Below are 19,490 nucleotides of genomic sequence, written 5' to 3' on the forward strand. Positions count from 1 at the left end.
TTCCGGGGCCGGAAGAATTCCGGAAGGCATCGGAAGACACTCTTGACTAAAGTGCCTTCTGTACCGATTGGCAAATATTAACATTCCCTTAAGCAAATATGCTCACCTCCGAAGCTCCTTTTTTTGTATCCGCTACAACTTTTGTACAAGTGCCGGATTTGGTTGTCACTTGGCAAACTTCGGATTCCAGGCTCAGTCGTCAACTTGCTCGAATGCAAGAAGAAGGGTTGCTGCCCGGCTTCGTGGATGTCGATCATTTGCTGGAAGATGGGTTTGCGCTGGGCGGCGACGGTCCGGACCGGGCCGTTCTGCATGCCATCAAGGTTGTGCAGGATGCAATTTCTCCAGGCAGCGTCCGCCTCATTATCGAGCTGTCTTCGGGAAATCTTCGTTTCTTGAACGGCTATGGCGCCGGGCACCAGCAGCTGCGACAAAGCATTGCTGGGTGGAAGCTGGAATTCGTGGCGGGTATCAATGACGAAGCCGGGCTGATGCTGCATTCGGCGCTGTGCGACACTGATCAGGCAACTTTGCCATGTGACAATATGGCGCTGAAGAGTTTCTTCATCTCGGCGATGGGCGACTGGCTGCGTGCGCATGCCGACGCGGTGCTGGCTTTTACCAGCGAGAGCACGGCTGTGGTGCCGCGCGGAGAATTCCTGCGCCAATATCTGCGTCCAATGCTGCTTGAGCCGCTACAGGCCCGCCTCGACGAATTGCACGACTTTGTCCGCTCGCGCGATGGTATGCCAGGCAAGCTGAATGCGGCCGAAAGCCTGAATGAAAAATCCGGCGCTGAGGCGACCCTGTACAACGGCGCCCGTGCGGAATTCGTGCCGACGCAAGCCGGCTGGAACTTCCGCGATCATGTGCTGCTGCACTGGCAGGAGGCCGGACACACGCTGCACGACCGCGAATCCGAGCAGGACCTGCAATGCACGCTGGCCCTGTCCACTCAGCCAGGTGAAGACGGCAATCCCCATCCCACGATGGATGTAATTGCGACGCTCACGCGCTATGAATGGGACAGTGTAAAGCAGGAGCTGCCGGGATCGAAGCAGCGTACTTATATGGGCAAGGCCTGGGCGCGCGTCAGCCTGCAATGGTCGCTTCGCCTGCAATGGCATGTGAAGCCGGACGGCAGTGTCGTGCTGTCGGGGCAGACGCGCAAGGGCATGCCGCGCACGGATGCGGGCACCACCGGCATTTATGTGGTGTCCGATCCTTTGCCGCACCTTTTGAATGTGCATCGCATCTGCCAGTGGTGGGACAACCATCCCGCCAATCTGGGCGTGGTGCGCAACGACGTGGCCGCGCCGCTAGCGGTAGCCACCACCAAAGTTTTTGAGCGGATTGCGCTCACGCTGGCGCCCGAAGGCAATCGTCACTGCCGGGGCCTGCGTATCAACGAACGTGGCGACTTCGAAATCGAGTTGGGGGAGTAAGCAATGTCTGGCCTGATCACTACCGTGCCCGAAGCGCAGCCGCGCCAGTGGGGCATGGCCTGCGCCGCAGGGGCGCACAGTTTTGCAGCCGCGCGTGTCGCGCGCATCGTGCTGCAGCGCGAACCGCTGGCGTCTGAGGCGCTGTCGTGGACTACTTTGTATAGCTGCCAGCCGGACCCGGTGCGCGGCCGCGCCGAACTGGCCCTGTGCCTGCTGGCGCGTACTGAACTTGAAGAACTGGATAACACGGGACGTATGGCGCGCATCTACAACGCCGTGTTTGACCGCTACGACGCTTCACGTCCGCCGGATCTGGCCTATTGGGTCAGTCAGCTGGCCGCTGGCGAATCGATCGAAAAGCTGGTGCGCCGCCAGTTGGTGCCGCTATGCGAATCCGGCTATCGGGCTGCCGCCTGCGCCGCGCCTGCCGCCGCGCGCCGGCCCCTGTTCGCCGTGCGCGATGCTGCCGGCCTGCCGCTGGTGTTTTCGCTGGCTGCCAACGGCCGCCTGTATCTGTATCGCCGCACGCCGTTCGGCCGCTGGTCGCAGACGGATCTGAGCGCGATGCTGCCGCTGAAGGGCTTCCGCAAAGTGCAGTGCGCCGATGTGCGCCAGGCGCCCGACGGCAGCATCGCCGTTGCGCTGGCCGTTGCGCCGCGCCCTGACGATGAAGCGGCCTCGCTGCATGTCGCAGTCGGCATTTCGAATGCGCTGGATGAAGCGGGCTGGGTGGAGCTGTTTCGCAGCATGGCTGGACGCGGCGCCGGCCCGGCGGGCCGCATCGTGTCGCGCATTTCTTTCGGCCTGCTGCAATCGGGCGCCGCGCCGCTGGTGCTGGTGAGCGGCGAGGGCTGCTGGTATTTCAATGCCGCCGCTAACGACGCGCTGGCGCCGCTGCAGCTCGACTCCGGATGCAGCTATGCAGTCGGCAGCTATCGCGTACCCGGCGCCTGGATGCTGCAGGACGGTGCGCAAGGCCGCGCACTGCGCTTCGAGGCTTTCCCCGCACCAGCCGCGCACGCGCCGGACATCGAATACACCGGGCTACCGCGCCGCGCCAACAGTGTCTATCTCGCCGCGAGCGCCGTGCCGAATGTGCCGGATGTGTTTGTGGCAGGTGAGGGCATCAGCGTGTACCGCGGCGGGCAATCGGTGCCGCAGCCGGTGGTGAACGTCAGTGGCGCGCGCCTGGTGTGGTGCGAATCCGGCGTTTCGGCTGAATACCTGGCTTACAACGATGCGGGTGGAGAGCTTTGGCTGGTGACGCGCGCGGCTGGCGAAGCCTGGGGGCGACCCATGGCGGTGGCTGGCACGCTGGTGACGGCAGCGTTGCTGGCGGCGGCAAATCACGGCGGCGTGCACGCCATCGGCATTACGCCGGGCGGCGCGCTGGCCTGGCTGCGCCTGAATGCGCAAGGTGCGCAAGTAGGAGCGGAAGAGATTACGCAATCCGCTGTGTGGGAAGAAGAAGCGGAAGACCTGATGGTGCTGGCGCGGCCGCAGGTCGCTGCTTGATCATTCTTTGGTGAGCAGGGCGTCGGCGATGCTGGCGACCCAGCACACCAGCAATACCAGCGAAGCGAAACTGCCGCCGGAACCGACCGAGGTGGAGATCTGTTCGGCCATCGCCACTGGATCGGTGGGGCCACGTCCGGCAGCCGCCTGGTCAACCAGATCGACCGCGCCGATCACCGTCGCCTTCAGCAGCCACACCAGCGCGATGCCGGTCGGCACCATGAACAGCAGGCCGCGCAGCCAGCGCTTGAAGACGATCATCTGGCCAAGACCCGGCAGAACCAGGCCGGAAAGCAGTGCTGCGGTTACCGAACGCTTCATGCGATATCTCCTTGTGCGGCGGGTCGAATGACCCGCCCTACGGGACGCGGCGTAGGGCGGATCATTGATCCGCCGTTGCAAGCTTACTCGTAATCGCTAACAGGGATGCAAGCGCAGAAAAGGTTGCGGTCGCCATACACGTTGTCGGCGCGGCCAACCGGAGGCCAGTATTTGGCCTTGCGCAGCGACGCCACAGGGTAGGCCGCCACTTCGCGGCTGTACTTGCGTTCCCACTTGTCGGCGACCAGCACTTCAGCGGTGTGCGGTGCGAACTTCAGCGGATTGTCGGCCTTGTCGAATTCGCCCGATTCCACTTTCGCGATTTCTTCGCGGATGGCGATCATGGCGTCGATGAAGCGGTCCAGTTCCACCAGCGACTCGGATTCGGTCGGCTCGATCATCAGCGTGCCCGGCACCGGGAAGCTCATGGTCGGAGCGTGGAAGCCGAAGTCCATCAGGCGCTTGGCCACGTCTTCGTTGCTGATGCCGGTGGCATCGGTCAGAGGACGCAGGTCCAGGATGCACTCGTGTGCCACCAGGCCGTCGTGGCCCGAGTACAGCACAGGATAGTGCGGCGCCAGGCGGCGTGCGATGTAGTTCGCGTTCAGGATCGCGGTTTCGGTCGCTGCGGTCAGGCCGGCGCCGCCCATCATGGCGATGTACATCCAGGAGATCGGCAGGATCGAAGCGGAACCGAACGGCGCAGCCGAGATCGAACCGATACCGTCTTCGCCGCGCACATAACCATTGGAGCGCTGGTTCGGCAGGAACTTCGCCAGGTGCGCGCCGACGCCGATCGGGCCAACGCCCGGGCCGCCACCGCCGTGCGGAATGCAGAAGGTCTTGTGCAGGTTCAGGTGCGACACGTCGCCGCCGAATGCGCCCGGGCCAGCCACGCCAACCAGTGCGTTCATATTGGCGCCGTCAACGTACACCTGGCCGCCGTGCTTGTGGATGATGTCGCACAGTTCGGTGATGCCGTCTTCGAACACGCCGTGGGTGGACGGATAGGTCACCATCACGCAGGACAGGTTCTTGGAGTGCAGTTCTGCCTTGGCCTTCAGGTCGGCCAGGTCCACGTTGCCCTTGTCGTCGCAGGCGGTCACCACGACCTGCATGCCCACCATGGAGGCGGAAGCCGGGTTGGTGCCATGTGCCGACGAAGGAATCAGGCAGATGTTGCGGTGGCCTTCGCCACGCGACTCGTGGTACTTCTTGATCACCAGCAGGCCGGCGTATTCACCCTGCGAGCCGGCGTTAGGCTGCAGCGATACGGCTGCGTAGCCGGTCACGGCGCACAGCATGGCTTCCAGCTGATCGATCATTTCGCGGTAGCCCACGGTCTGGTCGTTCGGCGCGAAAGGATGGATGGTCGAAAACTCAGGCCAGGTCACCGGAATCATTTCGCTGGTGGCGTTCAGCTTCATGGTGCAGGAACCCAGCGGGATCATGGTGCGGTCCAGCGCCAGGTCCTTGTCGGCCAGGGAGCGCAGGTAGCGCAGCATTTCGGTTTCGCTGTGGTAGCGGTTGAAGACCGGGTGAGTCAGGTAAGCCGAGGTGCGGCCCAGTTGCTCAGGGAAGTTGCGTTCCACGGCCGCTTCGGTGGCGTCGAAGTCCGGCTGGGCAGCGCCGTTGCCGAACACGGTCCACAGTGCGGCCAGGGTCGAGCGGTCGCAGGTTTCGTCCAGCGATACGCCGACGTGGCGGGCGTCGATCTTGCGCAGGTTGATGCCGGCGGCGACAGCGGCTGCGTGCAGCGCGTCGGCCTTGTCGGTCTTGACGGTCAGGGTGTCGAAGAAGGTTTCGTTGATGCCGTAGCCGGCGCCGCGCAGCCATGCGGCCAGCACGCCGGTGTAGCGGTGCACGCGCTTGGCGATGTTATGCAGGCCTTGCGGGCCATGGTAGACGGCGTACATGGAAGCCATCACCGCCAGCAGCACCTGTGCGGTACAGATGTTGGAGGTCGCTTTTTCGCGGCGGATGTGCTGTTCGCGGGTCTGCAGCGCCAGGCGGTAAGCCTTGTTGCCGTTCTGGTCGATGGTCACGCCAACCAGGCGGCCCGGCATGGAGCGTTTGTATTCATCGCGGGTCGCCATGTAGCCGGCGTGCGGGCCGCCAAAGCCCAGCGGTACGCCGAAGCGCTGCGAGTTACCGACGACGACGTCGGCGCCCCATTCGCCTGGAGGCGTCAGCATGGTCAGTGCCAGCAGGTCGGCGGCCACCACCACCAGTGCGCCGGTGGCCTTGACTGCTTCAACGGCGGCGCGGTAGTCGCGCACAACGCCGTTCACGCCTGGGTACTGCAGCAGTACGCCGAAGGCATCGGTCACGCCAGCCAGTTCGGCCGGGTCGAAAGTCTTGACGGTGATGCCCAGCGGCTCGGCGCGGGTCTGCACCACTTCCAGGGTTTGCGGCAGCACGTCGTTGGCGACGTAGAAGGTGTTCGACTTCGACTTGCCCACGCGCTGGATCAGCGTCATCGCTTCGGCAGCGGCGGTGCCTTCGTCCAGCATGGACGAGTTGGCGATGGCCATGCCGGTCAGGTCGATCAGGGTTTGCTGGAAGTTCAGAATGGCTTCCAGGCGACCCTGGGAAATCTCAGGCTGGTACGGCGTGTAAGCGGTGTACCAGGCTGGGTTCTCGAAGATGTTACGCACGATAACGCCCGGAGTGTGGGCGTTGTAATAGCCTTGGCCGATCAGGGATTTCAGCACCTTGTTCTTGCCGGCGATGCCTTTCAGCTTGGCCAGCGCTTCCTGTTCCGGCATCGGCTCGAAGAACTGGCCGAGGGGCAGGGCGCTCTTGTTGCGGATGCCCGGTGGGACGATGGCGTCGATCAGCGCAGCGCGGGTGGCGTAGCCGAGTACGTCGAGCATCTGCTGCTGTTCTGCAGCGTCCGGGCCGATGTGGCGGGCGATGAATGCATCGCGGGCTTCAAGTTGGGAAAGGCTGGTGCGGGTCATGGTGAAGAAATCTCTAGGCCGAAAATAAGAAGGGCCAGCGCGCAGGCTGGCCCGTTGATGCGGTGATTAGCCGGCGGTCTTGCCGTAGGCGTCAGCGTCCAGCAGGCCGTTGATGGCGTTGGCATCGGACGGCTTGATCTTGAACATCCAGTTGGCGTAAGCGTCGGCGTTGATGGACTCAGGGGAGGCCACCACGGCGTCGTTCACTGCCACCACTTCGCCCGAGACCGGAGCGTAGATGTCGGAAGCGGCTTTCACCGATTCCACCACGGCGCAGTCGTCGCCGGCGGTGTAGGTGTTGCCGACTTTCGGCAGTTCGACGAACACGATGTCGCCCAGCGCTTCCTGCGCGTATTCGGTGATGCCTACGGTGACGGTGCCGTCAGCTTCAGCGCGTACCCACTCGTGGGACTCGGTGTACTTCAGGTCTGCAGGAATGTTGCTCATATTGTGGCTCCAGTTGGGTTGTTGTTCGGGTCAGGCAGCGAGGATTTTACCGTTGCGCACGAAAGGCAGCTTGACGACGCTTGCGGCCAGCTTCTTGTCGCGGATTTCGACGTGCACGGTATCGCCCACTTGCACGCTCATTGGCAGGCGCGCCAGCGCGATGGTCTGCTGCATGGTCGGGGAGAAGGTGCCGGAGGTGATTTCGCCGGTATCGCCATTGGCGGCGATCACTTTCTGGTGCGAGCGCAGCACGCCGCCTTTTTCGCGCAGGATCAGGCCCAGGAACTGCTGGTTCTGGCCTTTGGCTTGCAGGGCTGCTTTGCCGATGAAGTCGCGCTCGGATACCAGGTCGATGGTCCATGCCAGGCCAGCGTCCAGCGGGTTCACGGTTTCGTCCATATCGGAGCCGTACAGATTCATGCCGGCTTCCAGGCGCAGCGTGTCGCGCGCGCCCAGGCCTGCCGGCTTCACGCCAGCTGCGGCCAGTGCATTCCATAGCTTTTCTGCCTGATCGGCAGGAACGCCGATTTCGAAGCCGTCTTCGCCGGTGTAGCCGGTGCGCGCCACCATGGCTTCGCCGAAGGCGGTGCCAGGTACCAGGGCCACATTGAATGGCTTCATTTCAGCGGTGGCGTCTTTCGATTGCGGGATCACGTCCCACACCTTGGCGCGGGCGTTCGGGCCTTGCACGGCGATCAGGGCCATTGCATTGGCGCCGTCGCGGCGCTGGGTGATGGTCAGGCCGGCCTTGGTGGCTTCGTTCTGCTTCTGCATCCAGGCCACGTCTTTTTCGGCGGTGCCGGCGTTGACGACGATGCGGAACCAGTCTTCGGTGAAGAAGTAGACGATCAGGTCGTCGATCACGGTGCCTTCCGGGGTCAGCATGCAGGAATAGAGCGCCTTGCCGGAAACCTGAAGCTTGTCGACGTTGTTGGCCAGCAGGCCGCGCAGGAAGCCGCGCACATTCGCGCCTTTGACGTCCACAACGCACATGTGGGCCACGTCGAACATGCCGACGTCGGTGCGCACTGCGTGGTGTTCTTCGATCTGGGAGCCGTAGTTAACAGGCATGTCCCAGCCGCCGAAGTCGACCATACGGGCGCCGAGGGCACGGTGAGCGTTGTTGAGTGGGGTTGCGTTGAGCGTCATGGTACCTCGGTGCCGAAAAGAGTAGGGTTAACTGAACATAGATACGCCTACCCCTCTGTCCTTGGTACCTGAGAGATAGCGGGAAGATAATCCCGCACGCCCCTTCGGTGGGCTGCCTTATGCAGCCGCTCTCCAGAGTTTGAGCTGCCGTTGCAGCCCCTTGACAGGTCCTTTTGCCTGAGAGTTTTTGGGTGGTGCCCCTTCGGCGGCAGACAGTTCTGCGCTCTCCCGATCAAGACTCGGGACTATATGTCAGTGAGGTGTTTATGTCAATCTGAACACGATGTTCTTGCTGGGTTAGCCCGTGCTGACTATATTGGAAATTTGACATCGCCGCGCGGTGCTGACCATGAACGAAAAAGCCCATGACAACGCGTTCGACGTTCTGCGCATGACGGCGGCGGCAGCCGTTTTGTACAGCCATAGTTTCCCGTTGCTTGGGCTCCCGGAGCCGGAGCCGCTGCCCGGCCTGACCTGGGGACGATTGGCTGTCGCGGTGTTTTTTGGCATCAGCGGATTTCTCGTTGCGCAAAGCTGGGAATCCGATTCGCACGGCTTACGATTCCTGGCGCGGCGTGCCTTGCGCATTTTCCCCGGGCTGCTGGTGCTGGCGTTACTGAGCGCCCTCGTATTGGGGCCTGCCGTAACCGTTCTGCCACTGGCCGGTATTTTTCCGCTGCCGCCACCTGGAGTTATATCGGAGAAGCCGGCATGGGATTGGGCGGCACATCGTTGCCCGGGGTGTTTGCAGACAATCCTTTCCCGGGTGCCGTGAATGGTTCGCTCTGGACCCTGGAATACGAAGTCCTCATGTACATCGGCCTGGCGCTGGCTGGAGCCTTGCTCCCTCACGCGTGGCTGGGCGCCGCGAGCTTCGGCTCGGCGCTCCTGCTCGCCATATTCTGGCTGTGGCGCAGAGCGGCAGACCTGGACACATTGCCTGTGCCGGGACTCTGGCGTCTGGGCGTGGAGGTTGTACTGGACTGGCTTGCATGGCTGGGTGTGTTCTTCTGTGTCGGCACCTGCCTGCAATGGTTCCGATCCCGGGTTCCGTTCTCGGCGCCGGTGGCGGCCACCGGGCTGGGCGTGCTGCCCTTCGTGGACAATCCACTGGCGCTGACCGGAATGCTCTGGATCGCGGTGCCCTACGCTGCGGTGGTCTTTGCACTCGCGGCGCCGCGCTGGCTGCAACTGGTCCGCGGCTACGACTATTCCTATGGCATCTATATCTATGCTTTCCCGGTTCAGCAACTCTGCGCCCAGGTGGAGGGACGCTGGATCGAGGTGTTGTTACTATCCGCGGCCGTAACTCTGGCGGCGGCCGCAATATCGTGGCATTTGATCGAAAAGCCTGCGTTAACGCTTAAAAAGCGGCTAAAACGCGCGCCGCGCGGCGTGTGCGTCCCGGGAGTGCGCTCTTTGCTAGAATGACTTTATCTACTCTACGAGCGCTAACCATGGATAACGATAAGCAAAAGCTTGATGGGGCAGCCTGGTTCACCCTGTCGGGCGACGTCAATAGCGATATGGTGCACCGTGTGTTCGATGCGGTGGCGGACATGACCGAGGATGGCGTGGAGACTGCGCATATCCTGATTCAGTCCAATGGCGGTTATGTGAGCGACGGTCTGTGCCTGCATAACTACCTGCGCAATCTGCCGATCAAGGTCGTGACTTATAACGCCGGCGCGGTGGCTTCGATCGCCGTGATTCTTTTCCTGGCGGGCGAGGAGCGTTACGCCAGCGAGACTGCGCGCTTCATGATCCACAAGTCGCACGCCAGCGCGCCATCGGGCGCCCGTCCGGATGCGCTGCGCATCATTGTGGAAGGCTTGCAGGCCGACGACGCCCGCACCGAATCGATCCTGCGCCAGAACGTGCAGCTGACTGATGACCATTGGCTGGTGCACTCCATGTCCGACCTGCACCTGACTGCACGCGACGCGGAAAAGGTCCAGCTGGTGAATGCCATCAAGGATTTCTCGCCGCCCAAGGGCAAGCGCGTCACCAATATATAAACAGAAAGAGCCGGGGCGCCGAAGCGGCCGGGCTCTGTTCGTCGTACGGCACAGCGCTTACGGCCCGGCCGCTGCTGCGCTACTAAGAGCGCTTGCGTGCACGCTTGCTGTCGATCTTGTGGCTCGGCTGCTGGTTGGCTTCGAGCTGCTGGTTTTGCATGCTTGGGCTGCCGCTCTGCTGCGAGCCCTGACTCCCCGATTGCTTGCTGCCCGCGGAGGAGCTTTGCTTGCTGCGGCCTTTGTCATTCCTCTTCATTTGGAACTCCTTTCCTGTGAATCAGATGTCCGAATAGCCCCCAAAGGCCGTCCGTAGGGGCATGATGCGTATTTGAGCACTAATCTTGTATCGGAATTTTCCGTAGAGGCATGTAGGACTATGCCTCGCACCATTTTGGTGCGCCGCGACAATCTCACACAATTTCCCAACAAATTCACGAATTCTTTCATTTTGCCTATTGCCTTGTGGAAATAATCTGCCACAATAGGCATAACCCTCAAAGTCAGGCGCCATCATGCTTCCAGATCAATCCAAGCCTTCGCTGCCCAAAAATGCGGTCACGCCGCGGCATGCGCTGTTGGAAAATCTGATCAGCGTGGCGGTCAAGCACCTGAGCGAGCAATTCCACGATTTCGCGCTGTCGCTGGCTGGTGCACTGGTCGATGGCGACAATATGAGCGGTGATGTGAAAGAGGTGCAGGCACGCATCCGTGCCGGTAATCTGCTGCGCACCGATCACTTCGCGTTCATGAATCTGGTGTCCAAGGAGATGGAGCGCTCGGTGCGCCGGGACCTCGCCGATCTGCGTCCCGGCAAAAAGGCGGCGCCGGCGCTGGATGGTCCGCTGTCCCTCGTGCCGTTCGAGGAGATGGACAACAAGGTCACCATGGGCAGCATCGCCAAGCCCTTTGAGGTGCAATATTCCGATGCGCTGGCCACGCTAAATGTGCGGCTGGCCTTCCTTATGGACCGCGATATCCTGCGCGTCAATCAGAATCCCTTCCGTCCCGAAGCCTTCCTCAACGCGATCAATGCCGCCTGGCTGGAGTTCGTGAACGACGAGGAAGCCAAAGAATTCCTGATGCCGCATCTGAAGCCCGACACGTTCTTCGAGTTGAGCGCGATGTACGAAGCGCTCAACCAGGGGCTGGAGCGTAAAGGTGAGGGAAAGAAGATGCGACGTGCGGATTCGCACGATGCTTCGATGGCGCCTTCGCGCAAGAAGAATCAGCAAGCGGCACTGGCTGAACAACTGCGCCAGTTCTTCGCTGGCGCATCCGATACGCCAAGCAAAACGCCGACTGGTTTTGATCAGCTGGGCGATCTGGATCTGAGCTTGCCGACCCTGGCGGTGGCTCCCGGCTTGTATGGCGCGCCAGGGCATCTGGAAGGTGGCGTCAAGACTCAGCCAGAGCATGCTTCTGCGGCGACTGGCGCGGCAGCACACGGCGGTGCGGCTCCGGCGGGCGTCGCTGCCGGGGTACCGATGGCGGGTGCCGCAATGCAGCCTGCCATGGTCCTGGCCCCCGGCGTGGCGGCGACTCCTGGCGCTGGCGTGCCTATGGCCTCCGGCGCCGGCGGTGTTTCGGGCGTGGCGATGGCCCCAGGCGCCGCTGGCATTCCGGGTATGACGATGGCTGCCGGTGTTCCGGGTGTGGCGATGGCCCCAGGTGCTGCTGGCATCCCGGGGGCGGCGTTGTCCGCCGGCATCGCAGGCGTCTCGGGTGCGGGCATGGCCCCTGGCGTTGGCGCGGTACCTGGCGTACCGGCCGCACTGGCAGGCGTTGTAGCTGGCGGAGCGGTTGCGCCGGGCGCAGTGCCTGCACCGGGGTTCGTGCCGGTGGCTGGCGGTGCTGCGCCTGCGGGCGTGGTATTCGCTGCGCCAGGCGCATCGACAGAAATGATGGCCGGCGTTGCCGTGCCTGGCGTGCCGGGCGGCGTGGCAGTGCCGGCAACCGGCTGGGTGCAGGGTCCCGCGCAGGGCTTCCACGGCGGCGCCAATAACGAAGTGGCACAGCGGCTGTCGCTGATCAGCGCCAAAGAGCCGCTGATGAACTATCTCGCGCAACTCCAGCGCGGCGCGGTGAGGACGGGCGCGGCGGCCGTCGGCGCGGAAGGAATGTCTATCGCCGCTGGCGATGCAGGCATGTTTGGCCTGGCTGGCCTGAATGGGATGGCCGGCGCGGCCGGCATGGTCGGTATTCCGGCTGGCGAAGCCGGCGAGGGCGCCGCAATGGCCGGAGGATTCGCCGACCAGCCCGCACAAACGGGCAATGTCTTCTTTCTGCCGCAGATCAAGCAGACCGCTCCACAGGGCAGTCTGACGCGCGCCGACGAAAGCACCATCGACTTGCTGTCGGCGGTGTTCGACACCGTCTTCCGCGACGAGAGCATCAGCCCTGAAATCAAGAACCTGATCCGCTTCCTGCAGATCCCGGTGCTGAAGGCCGCGCTGGTCGACAAAGACTTCTTCTTCCAGGAAGCGCACCCGGCCCGCCGCATGATCGACCTGATGTCGCGCATGGGCTGGGAGCAGAAGAAGGGTTCGGACGATCCGCTGTTCAAGGCCATGCAGAAGAGCGTGGAAAAAGTCGGCAGCGACTACGAGCAGGAGCTGTCGGTCTTCACCGAGGCCGTCAACGAACTCGAAGCTTCGCTGAATGCCGAAGAAACCGCTGCCGCTGCGGCCATCGCCGAACCGATCAAACTCGCATTGAAGCAGGAAAAGATGGCGGTCGCCGCCAAGTCGGCCAAAGATGCCGTGGCTCTGCGCATCGGCACCGGCGAAGTAGTGGCCGTGGTTGAAGCCTTCCTGGAAAACAAATGGGTATCGGTCCTGAAGATTGCCTACAGCGTCGAGGACGAAAAGCCGGGCGCCGTAAAGAACGCGACCGACACCATGGATGATCTCATCTGGTCTGTGCGTCCGAAGATCACGGCCGACGACCGCAAGAAGCTGATCGCTAAGCTGCCAACCCTGCTTTCCACGCTGAACAAGTGGCTGGATGTGATCAAGTGGCAGGACTCCGACCGTCTGCAATTCTTTGCCGAACTGGCCGAGTGCCATGCATCGATCGTGCGTGCCCCGCTGGAAATCTCGCCGGAGCGCCAGGTTGAAATAGCCATGGAAGTGGCGCAGAAGGATGCCGAGCGCCGTCTGGAATTGCAGGCCAAGATCGAATCCGAAACGCCTCCGCCGCAAGACGACGACGCCACCATTGAAGTGGACTCGCTGGCGCGCGGCAATTGGCTGGAGTTCGAGCAGGACGACGGCAGCACGCGCAAAGTCAAGCTGGCGTGGATCAGCCCACTGAAGACGCTTTACATCTTCTCCACCAGTTCACGCCAGGAAGCGTTCTCCATCTCCGGCGACGCACTGGCGCAGCAGTTCCGCGATGGTACTGTGCGCCTGATCCGCACCGAAGGAGTGGTGGCGCAAGCGCTGACCGTAGCCATGGGCGCCATGGCGGTCAACGACGACACGCACGACCAGGCCGGCGTGGCCTGAAACCTCAAACGGCAGGTGCCTGCCACGGCGTAGCCTAAAACCTCAGACGACAGGCGCCTGCCACGGCGTAGCCTAAAACCTCAAACGGCAGGTGCCTGCCACGGCGTAGCCTGAAACCTCAGACGACAGGTGCCTGCCACGGCGTGGCAGGCACCAGGTTCACGCTTTGGGTTTTAAGATGGAAATCAGGCCATCCGACGCATCCTCAATATAATCCAGCACCAGATCGAAGCCTTTGGCTCCGCCATAGTAAGGGTCCGGCACGATTTCGGATTCGGAGCGCGTGGCATAGCGCATGAACAGTCCCACTTTATGCTGATACTGCGGCGGACAGGCCCGCTGCAAAATCTCCAGATTCTCATGATCCATGGCCAGCACATGGTCGAAGCGCTCGAAATCCGCAGCGGTGACCTTGCGTGCCCGCTGGGCGCTCAGGTCATAGCCACGTTGCAGTGCGTGGCGTGAAGAGCGGGCATCCGGCGCCTCGCCAATGTGGTAGGCGTGGGTGCCTGCCGAATCGATGTGCAGATCCAGACCGGCAGCTTCGGCGCGGTGCCGGAAAACTCCTTCAGCGGTAGGAGAACGGCAGATATTGCCCATGCAGACGAACAAAACAGAAGTTTTACTTTGCGGCATATGATTCGATGAAATACGGTGTTTGTGTTTCAATATAACATCTACAACTTCAGGAGCGCGCCCGGATGATGAGCTGGTGGAACGGCTTGAGCATGCTAGGCAGCCTGCCCATTACAGGCCCGCTGGGCATCGCGATCGCCGCCTGGCTGCTGGCGGGGCGTTCCTGGCGCCTGAGTCTGAGCTGGTGCCTGCTGTTCGGGCTGGGCATGCTGGCGGTCGTCGCCACCAAGGTTGCCTGGATCGGCTGGGGTGTCGGCATGCCGGAAATGAAGTTTGGTGGCCTGAGCGGCCATGCCATGCGGGCCTGCGCCGTCTTTCCGGTCGCTTTTTACCTCGCTTTTAACCATTCCGAAGACCGCTCCCGGCACCTGGCGACGGTGGCCGGCGTTGTGCTGGCGCTGCTGATCAGCGTATCGCGGGTGCCGGTGCACGCCCATTCCTGGGCCGAAGTGGTTTTGGGCGCAGCCGTCGGCTTCGCTGTGGCAGCGGCTTTCATCCCCATTGTGCACAGCGAGCGCCCTATGCGCTTTGGGCGGACGCTGGCGGGCGTCCTGCTGCCCCTGTTGCTGATCGCGCCCCAGGCCGAACCGCTCCCGACCGAGCGCTGGATGACCGCTCTGGCGCTCTACCTCTCCGGCCATGAAAAACCCTTCGAACGCCGCTGGTAAAATGTTATGATTGGCCACTTTGAAAACTAGTGCCTGTGCGGGCGAAGAACTGATACAACGTGCGTCTATCTTCCATCAAATTGTCGGGATTTAAGTCGTTCGTCGATCCCACCAATTTCCAGGTGCCGGGCCAATTGGTCGGCGTGGTAGGGCCAAACGGCTGCGGCAAGTCGAATATCATCGATGCCGTGCGCTGGGTTCTGGGCGAATCCAAGGCTTCCGAACTGCGCGGCGAGTCCATGCAGGACGTGATTTTCAACGGCTCCACGCTGCGCAAGCCAGCGGGCCGCGCGTCCGTGGAACTGGTTTTCGATAACCATGAGGGCCGCGCTTCCGGCCAATGGGGCCAATACGCCGAAATCGCCGTCAAGCGCACGCTGACGCGGGATGGCACCTCGACCTACTACATCAACAGTCAGCCTGTTCGCCGCCGCGACATTCAGGACATCTTCCTCGGCACCGGCCTCGGTCCGCGCGCCTACGCGATTATCGGCCAGGGCATGATCGCCCGAATCATCGAGTCGCGTCCGGAAGAACTGCGTGTCTTCCTGGAAGAAGCCGCAGGCGTATCGAAGTACAAGGAACGCCGCCGCGAAACCGAAAATCGTCTGCACGATACGCGCGAAAACCTGCTGCGCGTGGAAGACATCCTGCGCGAGCTGAATACCAACCTGGAAAAGCTGGAAGCACAGGCCGTCGTGGCCAACAAGTTCCACCAGCTTCAGTCCGATCAGGATGAGAAGCAAAAGCTGCTTTGGCTGTTGCGCAAGACGGAAGCCCAGAACGAGCAGGCCAAGTATTTCCGCGAGATGGAGCAGGCGCAGAACGATCTGGAAGAGCAGACCGCCAAGCTGCGCAATGTCGAACTGTCGCTGGAGCAGATGCGCCAGGCGCACTTCGCCGTCGGCGACCGCCTGCACCAGGCGCAGGGCCACCTGTACCAGACCAACTCCGAGATCGGCAGCCTGGAAGCGCAGATCAAGTTTGTGATCGAGTCGCGCACCCGCTTGCAGAACCAGCTGGTCACCCTTGCCGCCCAGCGCGACCAGTGGCAGCAACAGGCCGAGGAATATTCTTCGCAGGTCGAAGAGGCCGAGATCAACGTCGAAGAACTGTCCGCCAAGGTCGAAGAGGCCAAGATGGTGGCGGAGCAGAAGGCTGAATTGCTGCCCGTGCTGGAAGGCGAATGGCGCGAGGCGCAGAGCAAGTCCACCGAATCGCGCGCCCGCATCATGCAGGCGCAGCAGCAGCTGGAACTGGAATCTGCGCACCAGCGCAATGCCTCCAATATTCTGTCCGGCCTGGCGACGCGCAAGGAGCGTTTACAGCAGGAGAAGAATGGCTTGTCCATGCCCGATTCCACGCATCTCGATAACCTCAAGATGCAGCTGGAAGAGAAGCAGCAGGCGCTGGAAGAGCAGAATTTCATTCTCGAAGAAGCGAACGAGCAGCAGCCACGCCTTGAGGAAGAACGCCAGGCAGCGCAAGCCGCCGTTCAATCCGAGACTGCTGCCAACCATCAGCTGGAAGCGCGTCTGAACGCACTGCGCCAGCTTCAGGAGCGTGTGCAGACCGAGGGCAAGATTACGCCGTGGCTGCAGAAGCATGAACTGAATGAGCTGCCGCGTTTGTGGCAGAAGCTGGATATCGAGCAGGGCTGGGAAACGGCGCTGGAAGCAATCCTGCGCGAGCGCACATCGGCGCTGCAGGTGTCCAACATCGAATGGGCCAAGCACTTCTTCAGCGACGCACCTCCGGCCAAGCTGGCGCTGTTCGCGCCGCAGACCACCGCTCCTGCTGGCACAGCAGGAAGCACGCCCGGCGCGCTCGGCACTGGTGCAGCAGGAAGTACCGCCGGCGTCACGCCGGGTGCCGGGGGCGCGTCTACTGCGTCTGGCGCGTCCGCCGGTGGCGCCGCGCTGCGTCCGTTCTTGGATCTGCTGAAGCTGAACGATCCCGGCCTGCGTGGCGTGCTGCAAGACTGGCTGCACAACGCCTTCTACGCCGATGACAATACCGCGGCCTTCGCAGCACGCGGTACGCTGCCTGCCGGTGCTTGCTTCGTCACGAAGCAAGGCCACATCATCACCCAATCGAGCGTGCGTTTCTACGCCGCTGATGACGAGCAGGCCGGTATGCTGGGCCGCCAGCACGAAATCGACAACATCACCAAGCAGTTGCGCGCGCAATCGATGCTGGCCGAAGAAGCCCGTTCGCGCGCTGTGCGTGCCGATGCCGCACTGTCGAACCACGCGCGCCACCTCGCGGAAGTGCGACAGAAGGTGCAAAGCCTGACCTCCAGCGTACACACGCTGCAACTGGAAGTGGTCAAGCTCTCTGAAGTCGAGGCGCGCTTCAACCAGCGCAGCAACCAGATCGAAACCGACCTGGCAGAAATCGCGGCGCAGGAAGCGGAACAAATGCAGGTCAAGCTCGAATCCGAAGAAAAATTCGAGCAGCTGGATATGGAACTGGGCAACCTGCAAGGCGAGCACGAAGACGGCCAGACCGCATTCATGCTCAAGGAGCAGCGCCTGGCCGACGCCCGCGAAGCCCTGCGCGAACTGGAACGCAAGGCCCAGGAAGCGGAGTTTGCCGAGAAGTCCGCGCGCAACCGCATCGACGAACTGCGCCGCAGCATCGCGACCGCCACCGCGCAGGTTGCGCAGGTAGCGGAAAGCGTGAAAGCCGGCGAGGCTGAGCTGGCGGGCCTGGAATCCGGCACCGCCAACGAAGGTCTGCAGGATCTGCTGGACCGCCGCACGCAACAGGAACGTGCGCTGGCCGACGCGCGTCACGAACTCGATCAGATCACGCAGCAGCTGCGCCATCACGAAGAAGGCCGCATGTCGGCCGAGCGCAGCCTGCAGCCGCAGCGCGACAAGATCACGGAAATGCAACTGAAGGAACAGGCCGCGCGCCTGAACCAGGAACAGTTCGCGCAGCAGCTGGCCGAAGTGCAGGCCGACGAAGCCGCGCTGTCCGAGAAGCTGCATCCGGACATGAAGGCGTCCTACCTGCAAGGCGAGGTGACGCGCCTGACCAATGCGATCGCCGCACTGGGCGCGGTCAACCTGGCTGCACTGGACGAGTTGTCGACTGCGTCCGAACGCAAGAACTTCCTCGACGCCCAGAACCGCGATCTGACCGAAGCGATCAACACGCTGGAAGACGCCATCACCAAGATCGACAAGGAAACCCGCGACCTGCTGCAGGACACCTTCGATCGCGTCAACCAGAGCTTCTCCGAATTGTTCCCGATTCTGTTCGGCGGCGGCCAGGCCAAGCTGACCATGACGGGCGAAGAAATTCTCGATTCCGGCGTGCAGGTGATGGCACAGCCGCCGGGCAAGAAGAACGCCACGATTCACCTGCTGTCCGGTGGTGAAAAGGCGCTGACCGCGACGGCGCTGGTGTTCTCGATGTTCCGTTTGAATCCGGCGCCATTCTGCCTGCTGGACGAGGTGGACGCGCCACTGGACGACGCCAACACGGAGCGCTTCTGCCGCATGGTGAAGCGCATGTCCGACCAGACCCAATTCCTCTTCATCTCGCACAACAAGATTGCGATGGAGATGGCCAATCAACTGATCGGTGTGACGATGCAGGAGCAGGGCGTATCGCGCATCGTGGCGGTGGACATGGAAGCCGCCGCATCTTTTGCTACTGAGGCCCAAGCAGCATGACAGATTTCCAAATGAGTTTGATCGCGGCCGGCGGCGTGTTTATCGCCGGTGTGTTCACCTATAACAAGTGGCAGGAGTACAAGGCCCGCAAGAGCATGGAACGCGTATTCGGCGTCGAGCACGACGATGTGCTGATGCGCCAGGGCGATGCGCCCGGCGAGCGCGCCGAGCCTAGCTTCAGCCTCGATGATGTGCCCATGCCCGATGCGGGCTCCGGCGGCTACGCTGCGCCCGACCATCCGGCAGGCGCCGTGCCATCGCCAACCGTGGCGCCTGATGATGACGCGCCCACCGCGCCGGTGCGCAGCGCCGATGCATCCGTACCGCCTGCCGAACTGGCCACCAGCCTGGTCGATCCGCTGATCGATTGCCTGCTGCCGCTGGAACTGGAAGCGCCAATCCGCGGCGACAAGTTGCTGCCTGCGCTGCAAAAGCTGCGCTTTGTGGGCAGCAAGCCGGTCCACTTCATCGGCCTGGCCGTCAGCGATGAATGGGAGCCGATCCGCCATGGCACGGTGTACACCAGGCTGCAAGGCGGCGTACAGCTGGCCAGCCGCACCACGGCCCTGAACGAACTCGAATACTCCGAACTGGTGACCCGCCTGCGCGCGGTGGCCGACGAAATCGGCGCCGAGCCGCAAATTCCGGACATGATCGAAGTCATGGCTGAAGCCAAAAACCTGCACCGCTTCGTCGCCAATCACGACGCGCAGCTGGGCGTGAACCTCGCTACCAACGGCGCACCGTGGGCGATTGCGACCCTGCTGGGTGCACTGGAAAAACTGGGTTTCGACGTGCGTCCTGATGGCCGCTACGCGATGCCGGACGGCGAGGGGGGGTATCTGTTCACCCTGTCCACCAATGTGACCCTGGCCGAAGAAACCACGCCGCGCCTGACGCTGCTGCTGGATGTGCCTTGCGTATCGCCTGCGCGCGACGGCTTCGGCTCCATGATTGCCTGCGCCAAGTCGCTGAGCGGCCGTCTGGATGCGACCATCGTCGACGACTATAACCAGCCGCTGGCTGACGAAGCGCTGGCCGGTATTGCGGGCCAGGTCAAGGATTTTTACGCCGATATGGAATCGTCCGATATTCCGGCCGGCTCGACCCGCGCGCTGCGCCTGTTCAGTTAAGCA

At 62.5% G+C, this 19,490-nt stretch carries 15 protein-coding genes and 2 riboswitches; of the genes, 9 read left to right on the forward strand and 6 right to left on the reverse strand.

The genetic code is table 11. The features are described from left to right. Nucleotides 1-98 precede the first annotated feature (98 nt). The gene (locus AB4Z19_RS04230; RefSeq protein ID WP_442034371.1) at nucleotides 99-1,445 is read left to right on the forward strand and encodes a hypothetical protein; all 1,347 of its coding nucleotides are present in this window, start codon (nucleotides 99-101) and stop codon (nucleotides 1,443-1,445) included. A 3-nt stretch (nucleotides 1,446-1,448) separates the two neighbouring features. Further along, on the forward strand, nucleotides 1,449-2,960 hold the full coding sequence (locus tag AB4Z19_RS04235; RefSeq protein ID WP_442034373.1) for a hypothetical protein: 1,512 nt from the start codon (nucleotides 1,449-1,451) through the stop codon (nucleotides 2,958-2,960). Here the strand turns inward: AB4Z19_RS04235 and AB4Z19_RS04240 are convergent, their stop codons facing one another. The 4 genes from AB4Z19_RS04240 to gcvT all read right to left on the reverse strand — a co-directional run bounded on the left by AB4Z19_RS04240 (nucleotide 2,961) and on the right by gcvT (nucleotide 7,840). Then, entirely contained in the window at nucleotides 2,961-3,281 is a 321-nt protein-coding gene (locus AB4Z19_RS04240; protein ID WP_442029320.1) for a hypothetical protein, read from the reverse strand. 83 nt (nucleotides 3,282-3,364) lie between these two features. Next, nucleotides 3,365-6,244, reverse strand: coding sequence for an aminomethyl-transferring glycine dehydrogenase (gene gcvP, locus AB4Z19_RS04245; RefSeq protein ID WP_442034375.1), 2,880 nt, complete (start codon nucleotides 6,242-6,244; stop codon nucleotides 3,365-3,367). A 66-nt stretch (nucleotides 6,245-6,310) separates the two neighbouring features. Further along, nucleotides 6,311-6,691 (reverse strand): glycine cleavage system protein GcvH, encoded by a 381-nt coding sequence (gene gcvH / locus AB4Z19_RS04250; protein ID WP_442028548.1) that lies wholly within the window; start codon nucleotides 6,689-6,691, stop codon nucleotides 6,311-6,313. A 30-nt stretch (nucleotides 6,692-6,721) separates the two neighbouring features. Then, nucleotides 6,722-7,840 (reverse strand): glycine cleavage system aminomethyltransferase GcvT, encoded by a 1,119-nt coding sequence (gene gcvT / locus AB4Z19_RS04255; RefSeq protein ID WP_442028547.1) that lies wholly within the window; start codon nucleotides 7,838-7,840, stop codon nucleotides 6,722-6,724. A gap of 45 nt (nucleotides 7,841-7,885) precedes the next feature. Next, a riboswitch (glycine riboswitch) is annotated at nucleotides 7,886-7,986 on the reverse strand. A gap of 9 nt (nucleotides 7,987-7,995) precedes the next feature. Beyond that, nucleotides 7,996-8,081, reverse strand: a riboswitch (glycine riboswitch). Nucleotides 8,082-8,189: 108 nt separating this feature from the next. Between gcvT and AB4Z19_RS04260 the strand changes: the two genes are divergently transcribed. Genes AB4Z19_RS04260 through AB4Z19_RS04270 form a run of 3 tightly spaced genes read left to right on the forward strand, consistent with a single transcriptional unit; the run spans nucleotide 8,190 to nucleotide 9,858 of the window. After that, nucleotides 8,190-8,615 carry an acyltransferase family protein gene (locus AB4Z19_RS04260; protein ID WP_442028546.1) on the forward strand — a complete coding sequence of 142 codons (426 nt, stop codon included), beginning with the start codon at nucleotides 8,190-8,192 and terminating at the stop codon, nucleotides 8,613-8,615. 35 nt (nucleotides 8,616-8,650) lie between these two features. Beyond that, nucleotides 8,651-9,271, forward strand: coding sequence for a hypothetical protein (locus AB4Z19_RS04265; protein ID WP_442034377.1), 621 nt, complete (start codon nucleotides 8,651-8,653; stop codon nucleotides 9,269-9,271). A 26-nt stretch (nucleotides 9,272-9,297) separates the two neighbouring features. After that, nucleotides 9,298-9,858 carry an ATP-dependent Clp protease proteolytic subunit gene (locus AB4Z19_RS04270; protein WP_442024012.1) on the forward strand — a complete coding sequence of 187 codons (561 nt, stop codon included), beginning with the start codon at nucleotides 9,298-9,300 and terminating at the stop codon, nucleotides 9,856-9,858. An 82-nt stretch (nucleotides 9,859-9,940) separates the two neighbouring features. Here AB4Z19_RS04270 and AB4Z19_RS04275 read toward each other — a convergent pair whose 3' ends face one another. Continuing rightward, the gene (locus AB4Z19_RS04275) at nucleotides 9,941-10,114 is read right to left on the reverse strand and encodes a hypothetical protein (RefSeq protein WP_442024010.1); all 174 of its coding nucleotides are present in this window, start codon (nucleotides 10,112-10,114) and stop codon (nucleotides 9,941-9,943) included. 256 nt (nucleotides 10,115-10,370) lie between these two features. On the opposite strand from AB4Z19_RS04275, the gene AB4Z19_RS04280 reads away from it, so the two are divergent. After that, nucleotides 10,371-13,364, forward strand: coding sequence for a DUF1631 family protein (locus tag AB4Z19_RS04280; RefSeq protein WP_442034379.1), 2,994 nt, complete (start codon nucleotides 10,371-10,373; stop codon nucleotides 13,362-13,364). A gap of 159 nt (nucleotides 13,365-13,523) precedes the next feature. On the opposite strand, the gene AB4Z19_RS04285 is transcribed toward AB4Z19_RS04280, so the two are convergent. Then, nucleotides 13,524-14,000 carry a low molecular weight protein-tyrosine-phosphatase gene (locus AB4Z19_RS04285; protein WP_442024006.1) on the reverse strand — a complete coding sequence of 159 codons (477 nt, stop codon included), beginning with the start codon at nucleotides 13,998-14,000 and terminating at the stop codon, nucleotides 13,524-13,526. 65 nt (nucleotides 14,001-14,065) lie between these two features. On the opposite strand from AB4Z19_RS04285, the gene AB4Z19_RS04290 reads away from it, so the two are divergent. The 3 genes from AB4Z19_RS04290 to AB4Z19_RS04300 are packed head-to-tail and all read left to right on the forward strand — an operon-like array spanning nucleotide 14,066 to nucleotide 19,487. Further along, entirely contained in the window at nucleotides 14,066-14,668 is a 603-nt protein-coding gene (locus AB4Z19_RS04290) for a phosphatase PAP2 family protein (protein ID WP_442034381.1), read from the forward strand. Nucleotides 14,669-14,727: 59 nt separating this feature from the next. Continuing rightward, entirely contained in the window at nucleotides 14,728-18,354 is a 3,627-nt protein-coding gene (gene smc, locus AB4Z19_RS04295; protein WP_442024004.1) for a chromosome segregation protein SMC, read from the forward strand. Continuing rightward, on the forward strand, nucleotides 18,351-19,487 hold the full coding sequence (locus AB4Z19_RS04300) for a cell division protein ZipA C-terminal FtsZ-binding domain-containing protein (protein ID WP_442024002.1): 1,137 nt from the start codon (nucleotides 18,351-18,353) through the stop codon (nucleotides 19,485-19,487). Before smc ends, AB4Z19_RS04300 begins: the two co-directional genes overlap by 4 nt. Nucleotides 19,488-19,490 lie beyond the last annotated feature (3 nt).

The sequence above is a fragment of the Pseudoduganella sp. RAF19 genome, assembly GCF_052114165.1.
GTDB lineage: Bacteria > Pseudomonadota > Gammaproteobacteria > Burkholderiales > Burkholderiaceae_D > Rugamonas.

Excerpts from the sequence above, each read along its gene's own strand:
- AB4Z19_RS04290 (WP_442034381.1), top strand. The coding sequence starts at position 14,066 with ATGATGAGCTGGTGGAACGGCTTGAGCATGCTAGGCAGCCTGCCCATT.
- AB4Z19_RS04275 (WP_442024010.1), bottom strand. The coding sequence starts at position 10,114 with ATGAAGAGGAATGACAAAGGCCGCAGCAAGCAAAGCTCCTCCGCGGGC.
- AB4Z19_RS04270 (WP_442024012.1), top strand. The coding sequence starts at position 9,298 with ATGGATAACGATAAGCAAAAGCTTGATGGGGCAGCCTGGTTCACCCTG.
- AB4Z19_RS04230 (WP_442034371.1), top strand. The coding sequence starts at position 99 with ATGCTCACCTCCGAAGCTCCTTTTTTTGTATCCGCTACAACTTTTGTA.
- AB4Z19_RS04280 (WP_442034379.1), top strand. The coding sequence starts at position 10,371 with ATGCTTCCAGATCAATCCAAGCCTTCGCTGCCCAAAAATGCGGTCACG.
- AB4Z19_RS04260 (WP_442028546.1), top strand. The coding sequence starts at position 8,190 with ATGAACGAAAAAGCCCATGACAACGCGTTCGACGTTCTGCGCATGACG.
- AB4Z19_RS04285 (WP_442024006.1), bottom strand. The coding sequence starts at position 14,000 with ATGCCGCAAAGTAAAACTTCTGTTTTGTTCGTCTGCATGGGCAATATC.
- AB4Z19_RS04300 (WP_442024002.1), top strand. The coding sequence starts at position 18,351 with ATGACAGATTTCCAAATGAGTTTGATCGCGGCCGGCGGCGTGTTTATC.
- gcvT (WP_442028547.1), bottom strand. The coding sequence starts at position 7,840 with ATGACGCTCAACGCAACCCCACTCAACAACGCTCACCGTGCCCTCGGC.
- gcvP (WP_442034375.1), bottom strand. The coding sequence starts at position 6,244 with ATGACCCGCACCAGCCTTTCCCAACTTGAAGCCCGCGATGCATTCATC.
- AB4Z19_RS04265 (WP_442034377.1), top strand. The coding sequence starts at position 8,651 with ATGTACATCGGCCTGGCGCTGGCTGGAGCCTTGCTCCCTCACGCGTGG.
- AB4Z19_RS04235 (WP_442034373.1), top strand. The coding sequence starts at position 1,449 with ATGTCTGGCCTGATCACTACCGTGCCCGAAGCGCAGCCGCGCCAGTGG.
- gcvH (WP_442028548.1), bottom strand. The coding sequence starts at position 6,691 with ATGAGCAACATTCCTGCAGACCTGAAGTACACCGAGTCCCACGAGTGG.
- AB4Z19_RS04240 (WP_442029320.1), bottom strand. The coding sequence starts at position 3,281 with ATGAAGCGTTCGGTAACCGCAGCACTGCTTTCCGGCCTGGTTCTGCCG.